Genomic DNA, 21,350 nt, shown 5'->3' with positions numbered 1-21,350 from the left:
TAATATTTCAACCGTTGATGAGGAAAGTACATTGATTTGGCAAGCCTAGAGAGTCTTCGTAGGGTGCAAGAAGAACTTGTAGAATCAATCGAAAATGGCCTCAGAGGTGATCTTCTGAACTTGTACGAAAGATAAGAAGATCCGGGTGCGCCCGCTATCGCGTCAGAGTATAACGACGTTAATTTGTCGCGTACTTGCTGAGAAGCATGCTGGAAAGTCTGCTTGAATAAAGGTGGTAACACGTAAACACGTCCTTTGATATCTCGATATCAGAGGGCTTTTTTATTTGTATTATTAAGGAGGAATAGTATGACAGAAAGATTTGAGACGATTCAATTACACGGAGGACAAACACCAGATCCTACTACAGGGAGTCGCGCCGTACCCATTTATCAAACCACATCGTATGTGTTTGAGGACGCAGATCAAGCGGCAGCGAGATTTAGTCTTAGTGAGAATGGCAATATCTATACCCGTATTACCAATCCGACAACGGCTGTTCTAGAAGAACGACTAGCCCTCTTAGAAGGCGGTGTCGGTGCGTTAGCAACGGCTTCTGGCTCAGCAGCGATCACCTATGCGATTTTAAATCTTGCACAAGCAGGAGATCATATCGTTTCTGCTGCTTCAATTTATGGGGGGACCTATAATTTATTCGCTCATACGTTGCCAGATTTTGGCATCACTACAAGCTTTGTTGATAGTGAAGATCTGGCAGCACTAAAAGCAGCCATCCAAGAAAATACTAAAGCAGTTTTTCTAGAGTCTTTAGGCAATCCAGATATTGATATTGCCGACTTTAAAAAGATTGCAGCGATCGCTCATGAAGCAGGGATTCCCCTCATCATTGACAATACCTTTGCGACTCCATATCTGTTTCGAGGATTTGAGCATGGGGCGGACATCGTCGTTTATTCCACGACAAAATACCTCGGTGGTCACGGTGCTGCTTTGGGAGGGGCCATTATCGACAGCGGCAACTTTGATTGGACAAATGGCAAATTTCCCAAGCTGGTCGATCCCGATCATAGCTACCATGGAATCTCATGGGTAGAAGCCGCTGGTAACGCTGTCTATATCACTCGAGCACGAACGATTCTTTTACGGGATACAGGCGCTGCGATTTCTCCCTTCAATTCATGGGTGTTGCTGTTAGGCATCGAGACGCTTTCGTTGCGGATGGAACGTCATGTAGAAAATGCGCAACAAGTTGCTGAATTTTTAGCCAAGCACTCGGAAGTCTCTTGGGTTCACTTCCCAACACTGCCGGACAGCCCCTATTTTGAACGGGCGCAGGAGTATTTCCCCAAAGGGACCAGTTCCGTCTTTTCCTTTGGATTAAAGGATGGATCAGAAGCAAGCAAAACCTTTTGTGGCGCAACCAAGCTCTTCTCTTTGCTGGCAAATGTCGGGGATGCAAAGTCCTTGATCATCCATCCAGCTTCGACGACCCATTCCCAGCTTAGCGTAGAAGAATTTGCAGCAGCCAAAATTCGTCCAGAGACGATTCGCCTATCCATTGGATTGGAAAACATCAACGATCTATTGGAAGATCTCACGCAAGCCTTCCAACAGCTCTAAATAGTTGAAGCAGTAGGAAAAGCGCAGGATACTATGCTGCGCTTTTTTGTTGTCGGTTAGTGTTTCAAATAAAACTGCGGTTTCTGTTGTTAGAAGGATAGTAAATCCATCGGTTCTATGCTATATTTAGTTGCTAAGGAATATGGATAAGGTGGGGGATGTATGCGTAATCATGCAAGTGACAAGAGGATTCGGTTTTACTACACAAGTTTGCAATTTCTTTATTGGATGATGTTTTGCTCAATTTATGGCTTTGCGACCCTTTTTTTGATTTATTTCAAGGTCGATCCAGCAAAAATTGGCGGTATTTTAGCCTTAGTCAATATTGCGTCTACGATTTTGCAGCCCTTCATCAGTCAAGTCATTATCAAAAAAAGTAAAGTACCGCTGATCGTTGTCTTGAAAACGATGACAATCGGCGTGGTCGCGGTGCTCTTAGCAGGTGTGATTTTCCCTGCATTATCAATACTGACCTATGTCTTAGGAGGGATTTTGCTCATTTCCATGCAGTCCTTTCTCAACGCCTTGGCGTTTGAATACACGAATAGCGGCAACAAAATCAATTTTGGCTTTTCGCGTGCGGGTGGGTCACTAGGATTTGCGGGGACCTCCTTTTTACTGGGGCAGCTCTTGGAGGAGTTTTCGGCAGCCCTTTTGCCAATGATCGCTATCGGGCAGGCCGTTTTGTTTCTCATTATTTTGCTTTTGCTGCCAGCGATCAAGAAGCCAGAAATGCCCGTGATGCATACAGAACAAAGTCATTCAGGTGCCTTTTTGAAAAAATATCCTTTTTTACTCTTTCTCTTTGTCGGGTTTAGCTTTCTTTTCAGCTTCCACACGATGATCAACAGCTTTTTGGCACAAATTTTTGCCGATATTGGCGGTGGCAGTAAGGAAGTTGGCATCGCCCTGATGGTTGCGGCGTTATGCGAATTGCCTGGCATGATTTTCTTTGAACAGTTAGTGAGGATACGGTCTAGCCGTTTTTGGCTGTTGTTTTCCAGTGTTGCCTTTGCCATTCGTGGGGTGCTCATGCTGTTGATCAGCTCCATCATCTTGATGGAATTGAGCCATTTGATGCAAGGGGTTAGTTTTGCTTTGTTTATTCCAGCTTCGGCTTATTTGTTCAACCATAGTTTGGCAGATGAAGATCGGGTTTTTGGACAAACGATTATTATCATTGCTACCACGATCGGTGGAGTGATTGGCAATCTTTTGGGCGGGATGCTGATCCAAAGCTTCGGTGTTTGGGAAATGCTTTTGATTGGGACTGGGTTTGCCGTTCTAGGTGCTGCATTGACCTTTATCGGTGTGAAAAAAATCCCTAAAAGTAACAAGAAACTAGCGATCCTAAGCGAATGATCGATAGGTAGAAAAAAGAGTTGCGGCCGTATTTGCTTCGGTCGCAACTCTTTTGAATCTGATCAACGGGTACTATTTCTTTTCTAATACAGCGATAAATTCCCGCATATAGTCTGGTAGATCTGGGGGACGGCGGCTGGAAACGATATGTCCATCCGTAACCACAGGTGTATCGACCCATGTGGCTCCAGCATTTGTCATATCATCTTTGATGCCTGGTGTACTGGTGACCGTCTTGCCTTGCAGGATATTCGCAGAAATCAAGACCCAGCCTGCATGACAGATTTGACCAATGACTTTTTCGTCTTTGTCCATCGTTTGCACGAAAGAGATGACCTCTGGGAAACGTCGTAATTTATCAGGCGCCCAACCACCTGGAACTAAGATGGCATCGTAGTCATCGGCATGAATATCAGAAAAAGCATAGGCTGATTCTGCGGGTACACCGTATTTGCCAATATACGTTTTATGCGCTTCTTCACCGACTAAATCGACTTGCGCGCCTTCTTCCCGTAACCGATGGACCGGGTACCACAGTTCTAAATCTTCGAAATCATTGTCGACTAAGGCAATGATTTTTTTGTTTTCTAAACGCAAGAGAATTCCTCCTTTTTCTTGTTATTCTTACTGTAACATCATGCAAAGAGAAACACCAAAAGTATGCTTCTTAAAAAATGCCAAGAAGCTATTTTGAGAATGGTCATTCAGAGAAATGGTATTGATGTAAGCGTTGTAATCATTAGGAAAGTAAGAGATAATGAAAGAAAGCCAAAGGAGGCGAAGATGTGGAAGCATTCGAAAATGCTCGAAAATTTATTTACAAAAACGCGCGCCCTTTAGACCTTGCTCGTTGGCAGTATCATTTTGAAAATGGATCTCGCGAGGCTGTATTACAGGCGTTACAATTCTACCAAAATGAAGATGGTGGGTATGGGCATGGTTTGGAACCTGATCATTGGAATCCCAACAGTACACCGATTGCAGTGTGGGAGGCATGTCGAATTTTAAGAGAGCTTGAATGCCTTCATTCGACAAATCCACAAGTCCAAGGGATTTTAAGGTATTTAGCTAGTGGAAAAGAGTTTTCTGAAGGGAAATGGTTCAACCAAGTGCCGTCAACGGTATCCTATCCGCATGCGATTTGGTGGGAGAGTCCTGTAGGCGTGCCAGCAGACAATCCAACAGTAAGTCTAGCTGGTATGATCTTAAAAACAGGGGAAGCTACCCTCTATCAAAAAGCACAAGAAATCGTCGAAACAGCAGTTGCAAGTTTCCTTAAGGAGCCAACCAGTGAAATGCACACATTAGTCGTCTATCTAGAATTATTACAAGACTGTGAAGAAATCCAGTATCAGCCTGTTTTAGCAAATGAACGCTTTCGCGAGATCTTATTCCAGCAAATTCGCCATACTGTCTCAAACGAGCCAGAAGAGTGGTTCACGTCTTATGTCAGCAAACCTTCAAATTTTTTCTTTACAAGAGAGCAGCTGCTTGGGATCTTTAGTGAAGAATTATGTAAAAAAGAAGCCCAAGAAATTTTAAAATACCAACAAGAAGATGGATCATTTGTCATTCCATGGCAATGGGGAACGGATTACCCAGAGTTTTTCATAAGTAAACAGTGGTGGAAATCAATTACTATCATTAAAAATTTTTTGTTTTTGCAGGCTTTTCTAGACGAACCTTTTTGAAATCGGTCATTTTCTAATAAGCAATCTCGTTGAAAGAACAAAGGAATTTCCTTCTTATTTGAGATTCATGGGTTTCAGCTTCTAAAAATCTCAATAGTTTGTATACAAGAGGTACATTCATTGCTAGGATGTACCTTTTTTGCAGCGGAGGCTCTGACCTATTTTTAATTTTGTGGTACACTGAATAAGATGAATAGGAGTGGTAATATGCGGGATTATCAATATCCTCTTGACTTAGATTGGTCGACAGATGAAATGGTCGTCGTCATGAAGATGTGGGAACGATTAGAACAAGCCTATGAAAAAGGCCTTCCTAGTAGCACGTTTCTTGAGGCGTATCAAGCCTTTAAGAAAGTCGTTCCTAGCATTGGCGAGGAACGCCGTTTAGGCAGAGAATTTGAAGAACTATCAGGCTATTCGCTGTACCATGCTGTGCAGGCAGCGAAAAAGACTGAGGGAAAACTAAAAATGAAAGGGTAGATCAACGAATGCATGAAATCGTTAATGAAGTTCGCCAGTGGATGATCGCTGCAGGTGAAACGATCAAAGACAATTTAAATAAAGAAGACTTAGTGGTCGAGACAAAATCAGGACGGAAAGACTTAGTGACAGAATTGGATAAAGCCACGCAAGATTTTCTGATTGGTAAGATCCAATCCTATGATCCGGATGCCAAAATTTTAGGTGAAGAAAACGGACTGGACACACTTGCCGACATGAGTGGGCGGGTCTTCATCATTGATCCGATCGATGGAACGATGAATTTCGTGTTAGAAAAAGAAAACTTTTGTATCATGATCGCGATTTACGAAGAGGGCAAAGGGCGCTTTGGCTTTGTCTATAATGTTATGAAAGATGAATTCTTATGGGGTGGTCCAGAGATTGGTGTCTATAACAATGGCGAGAAGATCGAACCGCCGAAAGATATTGCCTTATCCGAAGGTCTCGTTGGCTTGAATTCACCCATGTTGATCCATAACCGCCACCACGAAACCGAGGTCAGTGACAAAGCATTAGGCATTCGTATGACTGGCTGTGCTGGGGTAGAGCTGATTGCCCTCGCTAAAGGACAAAGAGCAGGCTATCTTTCTCATCTTGCGCCATGGGATTATGCGCCAGGGGGCGTTTTGTTAGAAACCCTTGGATTAAAAATGGCAAACATCAAAGGAGAGCCGCTATCCTTGAATGGACGGGAATTGTTCGTAGGCGGTACACCGAAAGCTTTTGAAGAATTATTGGCGATCGTCAATCAATAAGAAAGCTTGCGTACTATCTGATAATCGATGAACTGATACGCATAGAAAAAAAGGCTGGAAACTCCGTTTCCCACTCGTTGGACCTGGTGGGAGTCAACGCTGTCCTTAAGTAGCGAAAACGGTAGCCCAGCCTTTTTAGTTCGCAGTAAGTTCTTTTTGTACCAGCTTTAATGCTTCACTGACGATTTGATCCATATCTAAATACCGATAGGAGCCGAGACGTCCCCCGAATAAGACTTGCGACTGTTTCGCTGCCAGCTGTTTGTATTTTTTATACAGCTGGTTATTTTTTTCGTCATTGATTGGATAGTAGGGCTCAGCATCCGTCGTGAATGGCGCTGGATATTCCTTGGTCAGAATGGATGTGCCAGGATCACCTTGCTTATCGAAGTGTTTCCATTCCATGCTGCGCGTATAGGGAATCCGTTCATCCGTGTAATTGATCACGGGATTTCCTTGAAGGTTTGGTGATGGATGTTTGGTTGTTTCAAAACGTAGCGAACGATAATCTAGAGGACCGTATCTTTGGTCGAAAAAGGCATCGATCGGTCCTGTATAGATTATTTTAGGAAAACGTGCTAAATAGGCTGATTTTTCAGCTTCAAAGTCCGTTTTCAAACAAACATCGATCCGATCATCATCTAATAATTTCTGAAAAATCGGCGTATAGCCGCCTTCGGGAATTCCTTGAAACCGATGATTGAAATAATTGTTATCATAGGTGAAACGAATCGGCAGTCGACGAATGATAAAGCTCGGCAGCTCGCGAGGGGGCTTTCCCCATTGCTTCTGAGTATAGCCGGCAATCAGCTTACGATAAATATCGGTTCCCACTAATTGGATCGCCTGTTCTTCAAGATTTTTAGGCTTTCCTTTCACTCCAGCACTTTCAATCTGTTGAGCGATCATCGCTTGTGCCTCTGTCGGTGTTCGTACCCCCCAGAGTTGATAAAAGGTGTTCATATTAAAAGGCAAATTATAAAATTGATCTTGATAGTTCGCTAAGACTTGATTGGTAAAAGGAATGAAGTCAGCAAAGCGATGCATGTATGCCCAAATATGTTTACTATCCGTGTGGAAAATATGGGCGCCGTATTGATGAACGGTGATGCCGTCTTCTTGATAAGTATATAAGTTGCCTCCGATGTGGTCACGCTTATCGATCACCAGACAACGATGCCCTTTTCTGGCTGCTTCATGGGCAAAGATCGACCCGAATAAGCCCGCACCAACGATCAAGTACTGGTAGTTGCCAGTCTTCATGTGTTCGCTCCTCTCAGCTTTTGTTTAAGATATACAAATTCTAAGATAAAGGCTGCCACCGATCAAAGCAAGCGTTTTCTAAAAGAGTCAAAGAATCTTTATAATTGGCTGGTTATTCATGAGCAAAAAGCGACCGTTCATGAAAGGGCGCTCATTGCTTGGCGTTTCCATGATAAACTACTGCTAGTAGATTTATAGACGTATGATTTATACATAGCAGAAAGTTGGGTTTAGATGAATAGCCAAGAAAAAATCGCAGAATTAACACGTTTACAAAAGGCATTGTTTGTTTCAGGAAAAAATACTTGGGAGACACATGAGCTGCCAGCGATCTGTCCATCGATTTTTATGGCAGATGGTCCGCACGGTATTCGTAAACAAATGGGAGAAGCAGATCACCTGGGACTGAATGAAAGCGTTCCAGCAACTTGTTTTCCGCCGGCGGCAACAATTGCAAACAGCTGGGACTGTGAACTTGCTGCGAAGGTTGGTGAATGTATTGGATCAGAAGCAAAAGCGTTAGAGGTTGATGTCGTTTTGGGTCCAGGTCTGAACATCAAGCGAAATCCTAAAGGCGGGCGCAATTTTGAGTATTTCAGTGAGGACCCTTATTTGGCAGGGAAAATGGCGGCTGCAAATATCAGAGGTATTCAAGAAAACGGGACGATTGCCTGCCCGAAGCATTTTGCTGTCAATAGTCAAGAAACGAGACGAATGGCATCGGATTCCATCGTTGATGAGCGGACATTACGAGAAATGTATTTAACAAATTTTGAAATCGCCGTCACTGAAGGAAAACCTAAAAGTATCATGAGCGCCTATAATATGATCAATGGCATTTACGCCAATGAAAACAAACGCTTATTACAAGAGATTCTCCGAGATGAATGGGGATTTGCTGGCTTTGTTGTCTCCGACTGGGGCGGAGATAATGACCATGTCGAAGGGGTCAGAAATGGCTGTCATTTGGCGATGCCAGGGCAAGGGATCGCTGGCGCACAAGAAATTATTGAAGCAATTGAAAGGAATCGTTTGACTGAGTCGGAGCTTGATGTACGGGTTGCTGAACTAGCAGCGGTCTTCTCAGAGACGAAGAAGCAATCTGGAACAGATGCGATCGATTGGGCACACCATCATACAGTCGCAAGGGAAGCAGCTAGAAGCAGCGTGGTTCTGCTTAAAAATGATGACAACTGCTTGCCTTTAAATCCTAAGCAAAAGGTCGGAATTATTGGCGATTTTGCTCAAACACCTCGGTACCAAGGTGCGGGGTCTTCGATGGTAAATGCGAAACAAGTCGAGTCGATTTTAGAAAAGATTGGCGATTATACTCCTGAAATGGCAGGTTATGCACAAGGCTATGTCCGAAAAAGTAGTAGTAAAACTGCAACAGAACAAGCAGCATTGATCGAAGAAGCTGTTTCTTTAGCAGATGACTGTGAGGTTGTGCTGGTCTTTGCCGGACTTGATGAGAGTTATGAAAGTGAAGGGATCGATCGTGAGACGTTGGCGATGCCCGCAAATCAAAATCAGTTGATTGAAAAACTTTGTCAGACGACTGCAAAAGTAATCGTTGTTTTATCTGCGGGAGGGGTTGTTGAAATGCCCTGGCTGGAAAAAGCTGCTGGTGTGCTTCATGGATACTTAGGTGGACAAGCAGGCGCTTCTGCGATGCTGGATGTGATCTTCGGTCGATATAATCCGAGCGGAAAACTAGCAGAAAGTTATCCATATTCCTATGACGACGTTTTGTTCGGTCAAGAATTCCCAGCAACAAGCCGCTTTGCCTATTACAAAGAGCGACTGTTTGTCGGCTATCGCTATTATGACACGTTTAAAAAACCAATTTTGTTTCCGTTTGGCTACGGTCTAAGTTATACGGAATTTGCTTATAGTGGTTTAATCATTGAAGAAAATCAGGTAAAATTTACAATTGAAAATGTTGGAGACAGAGATGGTGAAGAAGTAGTCCAATTGTATGTTGGTTTGAAAGAAAGTCAACTGATGCGACCGAAAAAAGAATTAAAAGGATTCAAAAAAGTAGCCTTAGCCAGTGGTGAAAAACGCACGGTCACATTGCCTTTTGATGATAAGACCTTTCGTGTTTATGACAGCCAACAAAATTGCTGGGCAGTTGAGGCAGGAGAATATACCCTATTTATTGGTGGGAATTGTGAAGAGAGCCAACTTCAAGGCACGCTTTTGATCGATCAGAAAGCCGCCACTTTACGACCAAGAACGGTGAACGAACAAGCTATTTATCCTGAGCGGATCGAACAAGCAACGCTACATGATTTTGTACAGTTTTTGAACCATCCATTACCGCAAGAATCAAGCGATCAGCCATTAGCCAAAAACAGTACTATTGCAGAGTTGCAGCAGGCAAAAAGTCCTCTAGGTCGTTTGGTTTTTCTTGTCTTGAATACCATGAGGAAGCGCAACGAAAAAAAAGGAAAATTGGATCTAAACTTATTATTCATTTGGAACATGCCGTTTCGTGGCATCGCCAAAATGACCAATGGGATGGTCAGCATGGCAATGATCGACCAATTGTTGATTATATGCAACGGGCACTTCTTCAAAGGAAGCTTCGGGCTTTGTCGGGCATTTATCCGCAACAAAAAGCTACAAAGAAAGTATAAGAAACAACTATCGCAGCTTCACTGATGGTTTCATGTTTTTCAAAAGACAAAAATAAATCTGCTGCAACACTTTGGGGAAAGAAGCAAAAAAGTTAAATGTGGGGAAGGGATCAAGCGTGAAAACTTTAAGTATAATTGTTCCATGCTATAATTCGCAAGATTATATGGAACGCTGTATTGATTCATTATTAGTAGGAGGGGAAACCGTTGAGATCATTATTGTAAATGACGGGTCCCATGATCAAACCGGAGCGATCGCTGAACGCTATCAGCGTTCTTACCCAAAGCAAATCAAAGCAGTCCATCAAGAAAACGGCGGACATGGTCAAGCGATCAATACGGGCTTAGAAGTTGCTAGTGGCACCTTCATCAAAATCGTAGATAGCGACGATTGGGTAGATGAAGAGGCGTATCGACAAATTTTGACCTTTTTGACAAGCGATTCACAGGCAAATTCGATCGATATGGTTATCAGTAATTACGTCTATGAAACCCAGTGGAAGAAAAACAAGCGTTGCATCCATTATCAGCGCTTCTTGCCAGAAAATGAACCATTCGGCTGGGCGGACGTGCGTTTTCCGTTCAGTAAGTACCTATTGATGCACTCAGTGATCTATCGCAAAAGCGTATTAGAAAAAGCAAACCTACAGTTGCCCAAACATACCTTTTATGTAGATAATCTGTATGTCTATGAACCATTGCCGTACGTCAAAAAAATGGTCTACTTAAATGTCGATTTTTATCGCTATTATATTGGTCGATCGGATCAGTCCGTCAATGAAAAAGTGATGATCAGTCGTATCGACCAGCAATTGAAAGTCAATCGGACAATGATCGATTACTATCTTTCACTGGATCAAGCTGGCAAAGAAGTCACTCGTTATATGCGACGATATTTAGAAGCAATCACAACTGTTTCAACGATTTTGTTGATCAAAGAAGGGTCGAAAGAAAGTTTGCTAAAGAAAAAGGATCTTTGGAAGTTGATTCGCTCTCGAGATCAGCTGTTGTATTTTCGTTTACGGTTCGGTCTCTTAGGACACGGCGTCCATTTTCCAGGAGCCATCGGGCGAAAAGCTTCCTTAGGCTTTTACCACCTTGCTCAAAAATTTTATGGCTTTAATTGATGCAACTTATATTAGATGAGATCGTTTCAATACTATGGACAAACCTTACGGATAAATGAGGTTTGTCCTTTTTATTTTTAGAATCATAACCGTTCGTGCAAAAAAGTCGACCATTCGTGAGAAAGCGTTTTTTCGCTTGTTGTGCACGCTATAATTGGTTTCGTAAAGAATTGAGGAAGAAAGAGGGATTCTTTTGGAGATCATAAATTTTAATGAAGGTTGGGTCTGTGGTGTTTTAGGCACAAACAATCAGAAACCTGTTTCCATCCCACATGATGCAATGCGCGAAGAGCCACGAAGCGAATCGAGTTTAGGCGCTGCCAACATCGGCTGGTATGAAGGACTTGATTACCTCTATAAGAAAACATTTTTCGTGCCTGAGGACTACCAAGAAAAAAAAGTCGTTTTTGAATTTGAAGGAGTCTATCGCAACGCCGAAGTGATCATCAACGGAAAAAAGGCTGGTTTTCGTCCATACGGATACACCAACTTTTATGTTGAAGCGGATGCGTTTTTGCATTTTGGATCGGAAAATACTATAGAGGTCATTGCTCGAAATTCCGATCAGCCAAATAGTCGCTGGTATACGGGTACAGGGATTTACCGTCCCGTCAATCTACTCGTTTTACCGAAAAAGCATCTTTTGCTAAATGGCATAAAAATCACTACTGTATCAACAAAACCACCGGTCATTTCATTGACTTTAAAATCCAACAGTAAAGGCGAAGCGCTGGTCTCGATTATCGATGGGGAGGAAGTGATTGCAAGGTCAAATGTCTCGATCGACAGATCAGCACAGATCAACCTACCGCTGCCCAATGCAAAGGCATGGTCACCAGAAGAGCCGAACTTATACCAGTGTCAAATTGAGTATGAAGGCAGTCAGTATCAAACTCGATTCGGCTTACGAACGCTGACATGGGATTCGGAAGCGGGGCTTTTGATTAATGGGGTTCGTCGCATTTTAAAAGGTGCCTGTATACATCATGACAACGGTTTGTTAGGCGCAGCTGCTTTTCCAGATGCCGAAAGACGAAAAGTCAAACTCTTGCAAGAAGCTGGCTATAATGCGATTCGTTCAGCCCATAATCCTTGCTCAAAAGCACTACTTGATGCTTGTGACGAGTTGGGAATGCTGGTCATGGATGAATATGTCGACATGTGGTACACCCATAAAACCCGTTACGATTATGCCAATGATTTTAGTGATTGGTGGCGTCAGGATCTTGCTGATATGGTGGACAAAGATTTTAATCATCCTAGCGTGATCCTCTATTCGACGGGGAATGAAGTCTCGGAAACAGCCGAGCCACGGGGAATCGAGCTGACGAAAGAGTTAACGGAACACTTGCATGGGTTGGACCCAACGCGACCGGTAACATGTGGTGTCAACATCTTTTTCAATTATCTAAGCTCACTAGGCTTTGGGGTCTATACTGATGAAAAAGCCCAAAAAGAAAAGAAAAAAGCTGTCGGAAGTGAGTTTTATAATAAGCTGGCTGGTTTGTTGGGCGATAAGACCATGAAGTTGGGGGCAACCCTCAGAGGAAGTGACCGTACGACCTATGAATCATTTGCCAATATGGACATAGCCGGCTACAATTACGGCATTTTACGCTATAAAAAAGACTTGAAAAAATATCCGAAGCGGCTGATTTTAGGGACAGAAACTTTCTGTAAGGATGCTTTTTATTTCTTGGAACTGGCAAAAAAACACCCTCGAATTATTGGAGATTTCGTGTGGGCAGGTATGGACTATATCGGTGAAGCCGGTATTGGTTCGTGGGTTTATGAAGATGCCTATCCTAAAAATGCCAGTCCAGCTGGTTGGTTGACCGCTGGAAGCGGTCGCTTGGATATCACTGGTGCAGCAGGTGGCGAAACCCTTTACACAAAAGTGGCATTCGAAAAAACCACAACGCCTCTTTTAGCGGTGAAGCCCGTTTATCAAAAAGGCAAACATTCACCATCCGCATGGAAATTGACGGATGCGATGCCTTCTTGGACATGGCCGGGCTGCGAAGGTCAGAAAGCCGAAGTCGAAGTCTATGCTCGAGCGGCTCAAATCGCTCTTTATTTGAATGATCAGCTTGTCGTTAAGAAAAAAATGAAAAACGATTGTCGAACTGTCGTCAAGACCACTTATCAAAGTGGCACATTGACCGTTGTTGCTTATGACGAAAATGAGCAAGAAATTGGCCGTAGTTCTTTAGTGACCGCACAAAAAGAAACTCAGTTAACGCTTGAACCTGAAAGTAGTACTGTTTCTCCTCGAGGGCTGGCCTTTATTCGTTTGCGGTATACCGATCGCAACGGCATTTTAAAGCCGATGGAAAACCATGAAGTCGCGGTTTCTGTCAAAGGCGGTAAGCTATTAGGGTTAGGTCATGCTTGTCCTTACAACCCAGAAGGCTATACTGGTTCGAAAACGAAAACCTATTATGGCGAAGCACTAGCGATCGTGCAAGCTGATTCTGAAGCAAACGAAATCGAACTGATGGCAGCTGACGGAAGTAGGTCTGAGCGTACAGCCATTCAGATAAACGAAGTAGTGAAAAAAAGCAATGACACGAAATGAAGGAGGATGTATGCTAGAGATTACGCGTTTTACTGTTGAAGATTTAGAAAAAGAATGCGTCACTGATAAGTCCAATCCTTGTTTTTCCTATACCGTTGCCAGTCAAAGACAAAATACAACGATCAAAAAAGCAGTCTTAACGCTGGGGGAATGGACGTGTGATGCGACCAGTGGGAACCATCATTATTACGATGGTCCGCCATTGGAGCCTTTCGCCACCTATACCGTCCATTTGACAGTAGAAGATGATCAAGGAAATCAAGCAGCAGCCAGTTGCGATTTTGAGACGGGGAAGATGGACGGTTCATTTTCAGCATCATGGATCACCAATGGAAGTTATCGTTTTACGGAGAAGAAAGCATCGCCAAAACCGATGTACTTCAAACATACCTTTTCCTGTCAAAAGTCAGTTGTCAAGGCACGGATTTATGCCACAGCGTTAGGGATCTATGAGATGACCCTGAATGGAGAAAAAATTGGTCGCGACTATTTTGCTCCAGGTTTCACCTCTTATAAACATCAGTTGCAGTATCAAACATATGACATCACAAAACAGTTGGCAAAGAGCAACGAAATGGAAGTTGTCGTGGCAGGAGGATGGGCTTCTGGTGCGTTTACCTACGCACGACGCAACCGCGTCTATGCCAAAAGACAAGCCTTTTTAGCGGAGGTTCACATTGAATACAGTGATGGGTCTTTTGAGAAGATCGTTACTGATACAAACTGGCAAACAGCAATGGAGGGTCCACTAAAAGAGGCGGAATTTTACAACGGCGAAATTTACGATGCACGGTTCCATGAAACGCAACGCTCGTGGCATCCAGCTTCCCTTGAAACAGTCAAAATCAAGCCGCGGATCATTGCCCAAATTGGTGTACCTGTGCGAGAGCATGAGGTTTTTGAGCCAAAGTCAATTACACGATCACCGAGTGGAAAATGGCTCTATGACATGGGGCAAAATTTTGCCGGTATTGTCAAGCTGACCATTCAAGGAAATGAAGGCCAGAAACTAACGATCAGACATGCTGAAATTTTGATGGATGGCGAACTGTTTACCGAACCGCTCAGGACTGCGAAGCAAGCAATTATTTACACCTGCAAGGAGGGAAAGCAAGTCTATCAGCCACGGTTGACCTACATGGGCTTTCGCTATCTGAGTGTCGAAGGAATCGATCCGGAAGCAATCACCATTGAAGGAATCGCTTTGTATTCTGACGTAAGGGAAACCGGCTCTTTTACTTGTTCTAATCCTCAGTTGAATCAGCTGCAAAGCAACATTTTGTGGGGAGCAAAATCTAATTTTGTCGATATTCCCACCGATTGCCCCCAACGGGATGAACGAATGGGCTGGACCGGGGATATTGCTTTGTTTGCTCGAACGGCTTCAACTAACTTTGATATGCGCCGTTTTTATGAGAAGTGGCTTCAAGATGTCCGTTCAGAACAAAGAAAAAGTGGCGGAATTCCAGTAACCGTACCGCTGGTGGTCGTGCCTTTTCAATGGGAGATCATGATCCCAATGGCCGTTGATCACTGGGGAGATGCCGTGATTTTGGTTCCATGGGCGGAGTACTTAAGTAGTGGTGATCCAGAAATCCTGCGCACCACATACCATGCGATGAAGAAATACCACAAAGCGTGTCTGTTTTGGGCACAACTATTTTCCTTTGGCAAGCACCGAAGAATTTGGCGTTTGCTGCATCATTATGGCGATTGGGTCGCACCTGAAGGCAAACTTTGGACGTGGATGCTGCGGGGCAAATGGACAGGCACGGCTAGCCTTGCCAACACCAGCAATCTTTTAGCACAGATTGCAGCGATCTTGGGCTATTCTGAAGATAGCACGTACTATCAGAAAATTTTTCATGAAACATCCACTGCTTATCGCCAATTACTGATGGACAAAGATGCCCGTGTGAAAAAAGAATTTCAAACTGCGTACGTCTTACCGCTGTATTACCAAATGCTTTCAGAGACAGATGCGAAAAAAGCGGCAGCCAACCTGGCACGTTTGGTACGAGAAAACGAGTATCATATCGGCACCGGTTTTCCTGGTACCCCGTATATTTTGTTTGCATTGGCAGATAATGGGTATGTAGAAGAAGCCTATCGAATGCTTTTAACAGATACCTGCCCATCTTGGCTTTTTCAAGTAAAAGCTGGCGGCACGACGATTTGGGAACGCTGGGATGCCTTGAGAGAAGACGGTACTAGTAATACGGGTGCCGATGATGGAACCAATGGAATGGTTTCCTTCAATCATTATGCCAGCGGGGCAGTCGGTGACTTTTTCTATCGGCGGATCGCCGGGATCGAACCGATCAAAGGCGGCTATCAAGCGTTCACTGTGCGACCGATCATTGGTGGTGATCTGACCTTTGCCAAGACGAAAGTAAGGTGTAGTTATGGCGAAATTATCAGCAATTGGCAGATCGCTGATGGTTACTTTTCGATTGAAGTGCAGGTACCTATCGGGACGACCGCTCATTTACAAATGCCTAGTGGTCAGCGCCATCAGTTGACCAACGGGCAGTATCATTTTTCAGAAGCAATAGGAGGAAGCAGCGCATGAAAGTCAAAACACTCTTTGAAGCGCCCGCCTTCAAGACCAAAATCACCACCGCAAAAGTCGAAAAGAAAGAAGTTTTTCTAGGATATTTTATTGGGCCTTTTTTGGCATTGCTTTCCAATGCGATCTTCGGTGCCTATTTGAACCGTTATTATTCAGATGTGATTGGTTGGACAGATACAAATCAGTTCGGGCATTTTTCAGCCTTATTACCATTAATCTCAGTGGTCTTTGTCATTTTGGGTAACTTATTCGTTGGTCGATTGATCGATAATACGCGAACCAGCCAGGGAAAAGCTCGACCGTATATGTTGATTTCTGCACCGTTATTGGTGATAGCGATCGTATTTCTATTCATTACACCAACGAATGCATCTCCGACGTTACAGATGATCTGGCTGGCGTTTTCCTATAATTTTTATTACGCCGTAGCCTATCCATTCTTTTACACAGCACATAGTTCCATGGTCGCCTTATCCACACGAGATAGTAATCAGCGCGGAAAATTAGCGACATTTTCTAATGCCTCGGGTGTAGCGGCTGTCGGGTTAGGCGGAAGTATCTTAGTGCCGATCTTGTTACAAAGCTATCTTTTCGTTTCGACGGAGGGTGTGATCGATCGAGCAGCTAGCTATAACAACTGGCGCGTGATGATGATCTTTTTATGTGTCACGACGTTTCTAGCCATTTTCTTAGAGTATTACTTTACCCGAGAACGAATCACTGAAGAAAACGCCAAACTAGCGATCAAAGAAGAGAAGATTTCTTTGAAAAAGCAGTTCTCCGCCTGTATTTCGGATAAGTATTGGTGGTTGATCATCTCTTATTTCTTCTTGTTCCAGTTCGGTGGGCTCGTAAAAAACGGATCGATGGGGTATTACGCTCGCTGGATGTTTAGTTCCGTGGTCGACGAAGCCTCTGCCGGTGTCGCAATGGGCTCACTAGGTTTGATCGCTGGTTTACCGACCGCAATTGGGATGTTGGTGGCATGGCCGCTGGCAAACAAACTGGGTAAACGCAATTCCGTTTTGCTAGGGATCGTTTTTGCTGTGGTAGGTGGCCTGATCAGTTTTATCGATGTCCATGATTTCACAACGGTTGCCATCGGTTTGGTTTTAAAAGGAATCGGTGCTGTGCCTGCGATGTTTGTGACACTAGCGCTGCTTTCAGATGTACTGGATCACTTAGAAGCCAAAAATGGCTTTCGTAGCGATGGGTTTACGATGTCTGTTTACGGTTCGATCATGGTAGGTCTGACAGGGGTTGGGAATGCCTTAGTCAACAGTTTGCTGACGCTCAGCGGCTATGACCCGACTGCTGTCACCCAAAACGCACAAGTTTCGTCCGTTCTTGTTTGGGCATTTTTAGGGTTTGAGTTGATTTGTTATGCGGGTATTGCGATCTTGCTCCTTTTTCTAACCGTAGAAAAGCACACGAAAGAAGATCAGGCGCTGATCTTAGCTAGTCAGAAGGAAAAGGTTCTCCAATCTGGCGGAGAATGGATCGATCCCCAAGAACGATTGATTTTAGAAGAACAACGGGCAAAACAATCGCAAGAAGCGATGAAAACCTAAAGGAGGGAGTAGATAAGAAAATACCATTCAAGAAACATATCCAAAGGGAAAACATGAGTTGAAAAAAGGAGGAAATCTACATGAATCAAAATCTATCACGACTATGCAGAGGGATGACTGCACTGTCATTATCGATGTCAGGTGCTTTGATGGGCTTGACCGGCGTTGCGGATCAGTGGCGCCCGATCATTGATGGTGCCCTTGGGACTTCAAGTACCAAAATCATCAATGATGACAAATTCACTTCTGATTACGAAACTAGTGCGGAGCTGATCCAAGCACATCGTGACCTGGGTGAACGAATGTCAGCAGAAGGGACCGTTTTATTAAAAAATCAAAATCAAGCGTTGCCCCTAGCGGAAACAGAGAATCGGGTCACCTTGTTGGGGATGGGGAGTGCTTATCCATTTTTAGGTGGGACAATGGGGAGTACCGTTGTTGGCGATTCCCAAATCAATCTGCAAGAAGCTTTAGAGGAACGAGGATTTGAATTAAATCCTACGATGACGGAGATCTACAATGGTCTGGGGGAGATCCAGACCGGCTCTTTTGAGCGTTTTGGGAATACCGTTCCGATCTACGGGCATCGTCCAGCTAATTTTTCAACCCCTTATGAACCATCTGAACCAGCAACAGATCTTTATGAGACGGCGCAAAATGATGATTCCGACTTTACAGAAAGCTTTGCTGAGTATAATGATGCCGCCATTGTGGTGATTTCACGACCAGGCTCTGAGGGCAGTGATTACTATCCTGGAGAAAAAGGCATCGATCAAGAAGTTTATGGTACGGATACGCCGTTAGGTCTAGTTGAAAACGAGAAAGCCTTGATTGAGCTTGCGAAAGAAAACTTCGATCGCGTGATCGTTATGATCAACAGCAGTTCGACGATGGAAATCGACGAGCTTGAAAAAGACGATGCCATTGATGCTATTTTGTACGTTGGGTTCCCTGGTGCTTATGGCTTCTTAGGTGTTGCCGATATTTTGACGGGAGCAGTCAATCCTTCAGGACGCTTGACGGACACCTATGCTGTTGCAACTGCGAATTCCCCTGCGATGCAGAATTTTGGTAAAATTGAGTTGGATGATCTATCTCAAATTCGTTTTGAGGAATCCTTGATGGGGGAACTGCCAGCAACTTCTCCTTTAGGAAGCTTTGGTGGGGATGCGTCATTAGCTGCCGACCACTACTTGATCCAAGCCGAAGGAATTTATACCGGTTATAAATATTATGAAACCCGCTATTATGATACAGTGGTCGGTGCTGGACAAGCCGATAGCAACGTCGGTGCGATCGATGGGGCAGACGTTTGGGATTATGCCAATGAAGTGACCTATGATTTTGGGTTTGGTCTTTCTTATACGACCTTTGACCAGCGTTTAGATGCGATCGATATCGACGAAGAAAACAATAAAGTAACTGCGACAGTGACTGTTACCAATACAGGAAATGTAAGCGGTAAATTTGCTAGCCAGCTATACTTTAATGCGCCATACACGGACTATAATCGTGAGCAAAACATCGAAAAGGCAGCTGTCAATCTCATCGGATTTGAGAAAACAGAGCTATTAGAGCCTTCTGAATCGCAAACAGTTACGATCGAAGTTGACATGAAATATATGGCTAGCTGGGATTCGACAGCGAAAGACGGATTAGGCGGGTATATTTTAGATGGCGGCGATTATTATTTTGCTGTTGGTGATGGAGCACACGAAGCCGTCAATGCAGTATTGGCAGCTAAAGGGCATGATACCGATGGAAATGAAGCTCAGGTTGTGAGTGTGGCGATCGGTGAAGAAGGAACCGTTGACGAAGAAACATTTGCTTATTCTGAAAATGGCACAGCGATCGTGAATCAGCTGGAAGATGCCGACATCAACTACTACAAACCAGACTATGCCACCTATCTTACTCGACAAGATTGGGCAGGAACTTTTCCTCGAACCTATGACGATTTGACGATCGACGGTGACAAAGTGGAAGAATGGGTCCAAAACCTTGCGAATGAAAACTATCAATTTACAGAAAATGGGGAAGCCAATGTAGATGGAATCGAAGACCCATTGATGTTTTCTGATATGGCAGGGGTTACTGACATTGATGATATTCGTTGGGATCAGCTAGTTAATCAGATTCCTTTAGACATCTTGATACCGCGAATCGCTAAAGGTGGAAGTACGAGTGATGTCATTGAAGAAATCAATTCGCCACTCGTTTATCAAAATGACGGTCCGAATGGTTTCGGCACAACGCTAAGTGGTCGAGGGTTAAATGAAGAGGATGAAAATGCAGATTACCATCTAGGAACGATGGCAAATGCTACGATCATCGGCAGCACCTTTAGTCATGAGCTGGCAGAAGAATGGGGCAACTTACTTGGTAATGACGGTCTATGGAGTGGGAATTACTTGATTTGGGGCACAGCAGCTAATATTCATCGGACCCCTTACAACGGAAGAAACCATGAATACTATTCTGAAGACCCAATGTTGTCTAATTATATGTCGGCAAATACAGTCAAAGGTGCCTTGGACTACGGAATCATTATTGGTCCAAAACATCTGGCATTTAATGATCAAGAAACACAACGAAGTGGCATCGCGCCTTATATGACGGAGCAAAAAGCCCGTGAAGGTGATTTACGTGCCTTCCAAGGATCATTTGAAGATGCCGGCGCGTTAGGCGCAATGGTGACCTTCAGCCGGATCGGTGCAACGAACGGGAATAATTCTGTCCCAATGTTGATCAATATTTTACGAGAAGAGTGGGGCTTCAATGGCTTACTGACGACAGATATGGTCAACAACAACGGCTACTTCCGTCCAGAATCCATTATTATGGCAGGCGTTACGATGATGGCAGATTTTGCCTCAAATGAGACGATGGCGAATGTCTTAGAGGCTTGGCCTTATCTGACCGTTGATTTGGCAGCCCAAGATGCGCAATTTGTTGAACAAGCGAGAGAAAACATGAAGTATCAATTATATGCCTATGCCCAAAGTGCCGCCCAAAATGTTCAGACGATCCGAATTACACCATGGTGGGAGACAGCCATGACCGTCGGAATCTATGGTGGCCTTGCAGTAGCAGTTATTAGCTTTGGTGGCTATGTCTTTATTTCAATGAAGAAGAAGGGAGCGGAACAATGATGACAATGCTAAAGAAACAAAAAATCAGTTTGTATATCTATCTGCTGGTTTTCGTCCTTACGACGAGTTTGGTCTTCTTGTATATCTCCAACGTTAATAAAGCGTATTATCAAGACATGCAAGTCAATGTTTTGTATTTGTTAGCAGCAGCGCTAGTATTCCTGCTTTTGACGATTGGGCTATCCTTTCATGCAAAAACCAAATCACTGTTAATGGCAGCTGATATCAGCCGTATCGTAGCTAGTTTATTGATTATCTTAGGTGGTGTGCGCTTCATCAGCATGCGACTTGAATCCTTTGGCTATATTTTCGGTTCTAACCTTGAAATGAACAATGAAGCGGCGTTCGATGCTGGCTCTCAAGCCATCATGATTATTGTTATCTTCGTAGCCACTTGGTTGATCTCTGTCATCGCAGCCTTTTTCGATGTTGGACAGAAGAAAACAGTTACCGAGTAAAGCGATAAAAATAAAGCATAGAGAAGACGTGAAAGCGCTCGTTCTCTATGCTTTTCCTGCGTAAAAATAATCGCTTCATAAATAACAAATTATGTTA

At 43.8% G+C, this 21,350-nt stretch carries 14 protein-coding genes and 1 other annotated feature; of the genes, 12 read left to right on the top strand and 2 right to left on the bottom strand.

Annotation, left to right across the window (positions count from 1 at the left end; all coding sequences use genetic code 11):
- The first annotated feature begins 5 nt into the window (after positions 1 to 5).
- Positions 6 to 259: a binding site (T-box leader), on the top strand.
- A 50-nt stretch (positions 260 to 309) separates the two neighbouring features.
- Complete coding sequence (locus IGI71_RS09750) at positions 310 to 1,581, top strand: O-acetylhomoserine aminocarboxypropyltransferase/cysteine synthase family protein (protein WP_430615576.1); 1,272 nt, start codon at positions 310 to 312, stop codon at positions 1,579 to 1,581.
- A 162-nt stretch (positions 1,582 to 1,743) separates the two neighbouring features.
- Positions 1,744 to 2,943 carry an MFS transporter gene (locus IGI71_RS09745; RefSeq protein ID WP_430615573.1) on the top strand — a complete coding sequence of 400 codons (1,200 nt, stop codon included), beginning with the start codon at positions 1,744 to 1,746 and terminating at the stop codon, positions 2,941 to 2,943.
- 72 nt (positions 2,944 to 3,015) lie between these two features.
- On the opposite strand, the gene IGI71_RS09740 is transcribed toward IGI71_RS09745, so the two are convergent.
- On the bottom strand, positions 3,016 to 3,540 hold the full coding sequence (locus IGI71_RS09740; protein WP_005230058.1) for a type 1 glutamine amidotransferase domain-containing protein: 525 nt from the start codon (positions 3,538 to 3,540) through the stop codon (positions 3,016 to 3,018).
- A gap of 188 nt (positions 3,541 to 3,728) precedes the next feature.
- Here IGI71_RS09740 and IGI71_RS09735 point away from each other — a divergent pair, with 188 nt between their 5' ends.
- The 3 genes from IGI71_RS09735 to IGI71_RS09725 all read left to right on the top strand — a co-directional run bounded on the left by IGI71_RS09735 (position 3,729) and on the right by IGI71_RS09725 (position 5,890).
- On the top strand, positions 3,729 to 4,634 hold the full coding sequence (locus IGI71_RS09735; protein ID WP_087627612.1) for a hypothetical protein: 906 nt from the start codon (positions 3,729 to 3,731) through the stop codon (positions 4,632 to 4,634).
- Positions 4,635 to 4,841: 207 nt separating this feature from the next.
- Positions 4,842 to 5,114, top strand: coding sequence for a UPF0223 family protein (locus IGI71_RS09730; RefSeq protein ID WP_008381425.1), 273 nt, complete (start codon positions 4,842 to 4,844; stop codon positions 5,112 to 5,114).
- A gap of 8 nt (positions 5,115 to 5,122) precedes the next feature.
- Positions 5,123 to 5,890 carry an inositol monophosphatase family protein gene (locus tag IGI71_RS09725; protein ID WP_016611043.1) on the top strand — a complete coding sequence of 256 codons (768 nt, stop codon included), beginning with the start codon at positions 5,123 to 5,125 and terminating at the stop codon, positions 5,888 to 5,890.
- Positions 5,891 to 6,025: 135 nt separating this feature from the next.
- Here the strand turns inward: IGI71_RS09725 and glf are convergent, their stop codons facing one another.
- On the bottom strand, positions 6,026 to 7,153 hold the full coding sequence (gene glf, locus IGI71_RS09720; protein ID WP_430615569.1) for a UDP-galactopyranose mutase: 1,128 nt from the start codon (positions 7,151 to 7,153) through the stop codon (positions 6,026 to 6,028).
- 234 nt (positions 7,154 to 7,387) lie between these two features.
- Here glf and IGI71_RS09715 point away from each other — a divergent pair, with 234 nt between their 5' ends.
- From IGI71_RS09715 to IGI71_RS09685, 7 genes are all read left to right on the top strand, one after another.
- Positions 7,388 to 9,820, top strand: coding sequence for a glycoside hydrolase family 3 C-terminal domain-containing protein (locus IGI71_RS09715; protein ID WP_144809158.1), 2,433 nt, complete (start codon positions 7,388 to 7,390; stop codon positions 9,818 to 9,820).
- A 91-nt stretch (positions 9,821 to 9,911) separates the two neighbouring features.
- A complete protein-coding gene (locus IGI71_RS09710; protein ID WP_144809155.1) occupies positions 9,912 to 10,922 on the top strand; it encodes a glycosyltransferase family 2 protein in 1,011 nt (336 codons plus the stop codon).
- A gap of 193 nt (positions 10,923 to 11,115) precedes the next feature.
- Positions 11,116 to 13,500: a glycoside hydrolase family 2 TIM barrel-domain containing protein gene (locus IGI71_RS09705; RefSeq protein ID WP_430615566.1), complete on the top strand. Its 2,385-nt coding sequence runs from the start codon at positions 11,116 to 11,118 to the stop codon at positions 13,498 to 13,500.
- Between the two features lie 10 nt (positions 13,501 to 13,510).
- Entirely contained in the window at positions 13,511 to 16,072 is a 2,562-nt protein-coding gene (locus tag IGI71_RS09700; RefSeq protein ID WP_430615563.1) for a family 78 glycoside hydrolase catalytic domain, read from the top strand.
- Positions 16,069 to 17,643 carry an MFS transporter gene (locus IGI71_RS09695; protein WP_016611074.1) on the top strand — a complete coding sequence of 525 codons (1,575 nt, stop codon included), beginning with the start codon at positions 16,069 to 16,071 and terminating at the stop codon, positions 17,641 to 17,643. Before IGI71_RS09700 ends, IGI71_RS09695 begins: the two co-directional genes overlap by 4 nt.
- 80 nt (positions 17,644 to 17,723) lie before the next feature.
- Entirely contained in the window at positions 17,724 to 20,795 is a 3,072-nt protein-coding gene (locus tag IGI71_RS09690; protein ID WP_034858565.1) for a glycoside hydrolase family 3 protein, read from the top strand.
- Entirely contained in the window at positions 20,792 to 21,253 is a 462-nt protein-coding gene (locus IGI71_RS09685) for a hypothetical protein (protein WP_128488913.1), read from the top strand. Before IGI71_RS09690 ends, IGI71_RS09685 begins: the two co-directional genes overlap by 4 nt.
- The last annotated feature ends 97 nt before the right edge of the window (positions 21,254 to 21,350 follow it).

It is taken from the genome of Enterococcus sp. DIV1279b (assembly GCF_050531515.1).
GTDB lineage: Bacteria > Bacillota > Bacilli > Lactobacillales > Enterococcaceae > Enterococcus_D > Enterococcus_D casseliflavus.
This window is presented reverse-complemented; position numbering and strand designations above follow the sequence as displayed.

Coding starts and splice junctions, on each gene's coding strand:
- glf (WP_430615569.1), bottom strand. CDS start 7,153: ATGAAGACTGGCAACTACCAGTACTTGATCGTTGGTGCGGGCTTATTC.
- IGI71_RS09690 (WP_034858565.1), top strand. CDS start 17,724: ATGAATCAAAATCTATCACGACTATGCAGAGGGATGACTGCACTGTCA.
- IGI71_RS09685 (WP_128488913.1), top strand. CDS start 20,792: ATGATGACAATGCTAAAGAAACAAAAAATCAGTTTGTATATCTATCTG.
- IGI71_RS09725 (WP_016611043.1), top strand. CDS start 5,123: ATGCATGAAATCGTTAATGAAGTTCGCCAGTGGATGATCGCTGCAGGT.
- IGI71_RS09700 (WP_430615563.1), top strand. CDS start 13,511: ATGCTAGAGATTACGCGTTTTACTGTTGAAGATTTAGAAAAAGAATGC.
- IGI71_RS09730 (WP_008381425.1), top strand. CDS start 4,842: ATGCGGGATTATCAATATCCTCTTGACTTAGATTGGTCGACAGATGAA.
- IGI71_RS09745 (WP_430615573.1), top strand. CDS start 1,744: ATGCGTAATCATGCAAGTGACAAGAGGATTCGGTTTTACTACACAAGT.
- IGI71_RS09715 (WP_144809158.1), top strand. CDS start 7,388: ATGAATAGCCAAGAAAAAATCGCAGAATTAACACGTTTACAAAAGGCA.
- IGI71_RS09695 (WP_016611074.1), top strand. CDS start 16,069: ATGAAAGTCAAAACACTCTTTGAAGCGCCCGCCTTCAAGACCAAAATC.
- IGI71_RS09750 (WP_430615576.1), top strand. CDS start 310: ATGACAGAAAGATTTGAGACGATTCAATTACACGGAGGACAAACACCA.